Annotated in this window: 1 protein-coding gene; it reads right to left on the bottom strand. The window is 52.3% G+C overall.

Translation table 11 applies throughout. The annotated features are described in order from the left end of the window. Positions 1–3,461 (bottom strand): condensation domain-containing protein (locus L693_RS0127110; RefSeq protein ID WP_025721602.1); only part of this gene is annotated, 3,461 nt, incomplete at both ends.

Raw genomic sequence — 3,461 nt, 5'->3', positions numbered from 1 at the left:
CGATAGGTCAACTGCTCTCCTTCAAAGAACAACGCTGCCTGCTCCGGTGTCTGGGCTGTTTGCGCTTCAAACAAGCCATGGATCGTTTGCGCGCTTGGATACTCGGCGGCTGTATCTCCCCATACGCCGAGAATTTGCTCGCGCTCCTGCTCGCTTAACATATCCAGCTCTTGCACCCGAACGTCCGGCTTCGCAGTCACTTGCTCCAGCAGCTGCACCAAATGACCTCGAATTTGCTCTACACTTTCACGTTCAAATGCCAGTGCATTATAACCAAAGCTCATATGAATGGTGTCTCCCGGCAGCACCACTAGGTTAAAGTCATAGTTAGTCTGTTCGACAGACTCAGCTCCTGTGATGCTGAAGCTGGACTCATCACCGTTACCTAATTGCTCAATTTGTTCCTCAACCGGATAGTTCTCAAAAATAAGAATATGATTAATCAAATCCTGCTTAAGCTCCGACAACCCCTGAATTTCATACAACGGATACGTATCATAGGCATGGGAAGCAATCGACTGCTCCTGGGTATGCTTCATTATGTCTGAGAATAAGCTATCCACATGACTGCTGATGCGTACAGGAATCGTATTGATAAACAGACCAATGATGTGCTCCACATTTGGAATTTCTGCCGGACGTCCAGATACGACGCTGCCGAACACTACATCATCCGTGCCATTATATTTTTGCAGCAAAATGCCCCAGACGGTCTGCATCAGCGTATTGATGGTTACCTGATAACGTTTGGCCACTCGCTGAATACCAGCCGTTAGCTCCGCACCCAGGTCAAAGTCCAGACGCTCCGCCTGATACCCTGTTTTGCCCTGGATTTTAGCCTGTGGCAAGCGGGACTGTTCCTCATACCCTTCCAGAACCTTGCTCCAGTAACTTGATGCAGCCTGACGATCCTGCTGCTCCAGCCATTCGATGTATTGACTGTACGGCGTTACAGGTGCCAGCTCGGGCTGCTTATGGGCCAGTATCGCAAAATAACTCGCAAATACTTCGTTTGTCACCAGCGACAAGCACCAGCCGTCCATCACGATATGATGGAAGCTCCATACAAAACGGTACGAATCCTCACCTGTGCGCAAAACAGCGACACGCATCAAAGCATCCTTCGCCAGATCAAAGCCCCTCTGCTTGTCTTTACGCGTATATTCGAGGATATACTCGTTTTGCTTCTCTTGCCCTATATCCCGCAGATCCTCTACATATAGTTCACTGCGCTTACTGCGGTACACGACCTGCAGCGGTTCATCCTTCCAGCCACTGTAGAAGTTCGTGCGCAGTGCCGTATGCCGCTGCACCAATACATCCAGGCTTGCTGCAAACGCAGCGATATTAAAATGTCCTCGTAGATCAAAGGATGCCTGCTCAAAATAAGCTCCCGATTGCGAATCCATCAGATTGTAAAAAAGCATACCCTTCTGCATAGGCGTCAGTGCATATACATTTTCCAGCTCACCTAAACGTGCAGCCTGCTCTGCAATTTGTTCCAGCTCTCCAGTCGTCAGACCTTTGAAGGACACATCACTCGGAGTCAGTTCCGGCTGTTCCTGAGCGACACAATGCGTAATCACCTCTTGTAATGCGGATTGCAGCAGCCCCGCCACACGTTCCAGCGTTTCTTTGCGATACTGCTTACGGCTGTAAGCGATCGTCAATCGCAGCGTGCCTTCCGAGATCATCGCGTTCAAATCCAGCGTGTACAGTAACGGTGAATGTGCATCATCTGTCTCCCCTGCACTGTAGGACGACAACGTAATTCCGCTATTTTGCAGATCCTGATCGATCTGACCCAAATAGTTGAAGCTGATTTCCGGTTCTCCTGCAATCGCACGCGCCTCGTCCGATGCGGACGCATGGGACAAGTAACGCCAGGTTCCATACGTCAGCCCTTTATGCGGGATCCGGCGCAGGCCTTCCTTCGTGTCTTTAATCCGCTCTGCCAGCGTCAGATTGGCACCCGTGTCCAGCAGCACCGGATACAAGCTCGTAAACCAGCCTACTGTACGTGTAATATCCACCTCAGGTAGGATCGCTTCCCGACCATGTCCCTCCAGATTCACCAGCACATGTCCTGCGCCTGTCCAGTTGTGCATCGCCAATCCTAACGCGGTCAGCAGCAAATCATTGACCTCGGTGTTGTAGGCACGATGTGCCTGCTTCAACAGCTGCTGGGTTTCTGCTTCCGTCCATTCCACCGTCAGCACTTCGCTGTCTGCATTCAAAGAGCCCTCATAGGCAAAATCCTTAGGCAGCGATGCAGCAGCAGCTTTAGCCTGCTCCAGCTGCTGCCAGTAGACTTCATCCGATGCAGCCTCAGGACGGTTGGCGTAAGACGATAACTCCCGTGCCCAGGTTCGGAAAGAATCCGTTTTATATGGCAATCGTACAGGCTCACCCTTCATCGCCTGCTCGTAGCCTGTCGAGAAATCTTCAAACAGTATCCGCCACGACACCCCGTCCATTACCAAATGGTGAATGGCTATGAGCAGATGATCGCCCTCTGCTGTGTGGAACAATCCCAGCTTCACGAGAGGTCCTTCGGACAGGTCAATACTGCTTTGAATTTTAGTTGCCTTCGCTTCCAGCGCTTCCGCATAGGTTGCCTGTTCACGGTAATCCACCGTTTCCAGCGTATACAACGCGCCTTCATCTGCACTGCGTGTCCAAGCCGTGGTTCCGGATGATGCCTGACGGAAAACCGTACGAAGCGCATCATGATGCTTCACGATATGATTCATTACCAGGCGAACCGCCGACTCATCAAAGCCCTCTGCGCTATAGAGCATGACCGCCTGATTAAAGTGCTGCGGACGCTCGCGCTCCTGTGCAAAGAACCAGTGCTGGATCGGAAGCAAAGCGGTTTCCCCGCTCACTTCTCCCTGATCTGCAATACGGCTCACCTCTTGCATATACGGTGCCAGTGTTGCGACTGTTGGATACAGGAACAAATCCTTCATGTCCAGCTTGTAGCCAGCCTGGAATGCACGGGATGCGATTTGGATTGCCTTGATGGAATCGCCGCCCAGATCAAAGAAATTGTCCAAAATACCGACGGTTTGCACGCCCAGCACTGACTGCCAGACCCCAACGAGTGCCCGTTCCGGCGCGGTGCGCGGCTCTGCATAATCGGCTCCGCTTTGCAGGCTGCCTTCCGGTGCCGGCAGGGCCTTGCGGTCAATTTTTCCATTTGGACTCAGCGGCATCTGTTCCAGCTGTACAAAGTACGATGGCACCATGTAGCTTGGCAGCTCCCGGCCCAGCTCACTTCTCAGTTCATTTCTCAGTTCACCGGCTCCAAGCTCTTGCCCGGCAACGTAGTACGCCACCATTTGTTTTTGGCCTGTTTCATCCGCACGGGCCATGACGACGGCTTCTCGTACCGGCTCTACTTTCAGCAGCTGCGATTCGACCTCGCCCAGCTCGATCCGGTAGCCCCGGATTTTCAC

The sequence above is a fragment of the Paenibacillus sp. 1-18 genome (genome assembly GCF_000520755.1).
Lineage (GTDB): Bacteria > Bacillota > Bacilli > Paenibacillales > Paenibacillaceae > Paenibacillus > Paenibacillus brasilensis.
The sequence above is the reverse complement of the archived record's forward strand: the minus strand, read 5'-3'. Positions and strand labels throughout refer to the sequence as shown.